The 1,045-nt window shown below is 45.7% G+C and carries 1 pseudogene; it reads right to left on the reverse strand.

The features are described from left to right. Nucleotides 1-694, reverse strand: a pseudogene (locus R7Q48_RS24870) (PAS domain-containing sensor histidine kinase); the annotation flags it as partial. Between the last annotated feature and the right edge of the window lie 351 nt (nucleotides 695-1,045).

The following is a 1,045-nucleotide window of genomic DNA, read 5'->3' on the forward strand; positions in this document are numbered from 1 at the left end:
CGGTGGTGTCCGAGAGCTTTAGTGTTTCCTCATCTACTGCATGGTTTGGCTCATTGAACCAGTCCGCGTTGTAAGTGGTACTGCTCGACAGGAAGAAACGCTGATGGCGGTTTTGCAGTGTAATAATGTCTTGGCTGGTGATGGTTTGTTCCGTCAGAAGGCTCAAGTTAATTTGTACGACGACAATACCCGCGATGTTAAGGCCATCAAAAATCGGTGCCGATAAATAATACAGAGGGCTCGAGCCTTTGGTTTTATTTACCAGAGAGACGCCTTCACCTTGGCGATGAATCTGTTCAACAATGGCACGTCGATCTGAACGGCTAAATCGTTCATCGATGAGGCTGGAAACCAACACTTCACCAGAGGTGGAGAGGATCAACCAACCTTCGGTATTCGCGGCTTTGTCGAGTTGGGTTAACTGGGCTTGCAGCGGTTTATAGTAAGTCAAATTGCCTTTCACAAACGCAATAGTTTCGGGATTGTTGGTGACTAAATAAGGCAGGTGATAAAAGCGTTTCAGTGCTCGGCGGACTTCGCCGATGTAATCCAGTAGTTTTTGTTGCGCTTCGGTTTGCGTTTGTGCGCTGAGCAATTGGTGGGCGATTTCACGACTAGCACTGTAAGAAAATAGCACCATCGCGCTTGCAAAAATCACAAGCAACCACATTTTCCCTTTTCCGCTGAGCGTCATACCGACTCCATCCAAGTACTCGTTTTCTTAAGATAAGTTATTGATTTTCAGTTCTGCCTCGTCCTGATTGATGACCCAATCCACATGCAGGTTTGCCGATTTAGATTTTTCCTGTGCGGTTCACAGTGATTACTTATCCAGATTGAGACAGAGTGCGCCTAACTGATTGGATGTTAAAGAGTTGTAATTAAGAAGTGAGATCTAGCTCCTTTTCTCCCTCGTGGTTTTTGCTACCGTTACGAAAGACGTTTTAAACAGGCAGTAATTCATGGCTTTTGAAAGCACCCCCAACATCGCACTTATTGAAGATGATGACATTGTTCGTCAGGCAACCAGCCAATGGCTGCAACT

Source organism: Vibrio sp. 378 (assembly GCF_033339435.1).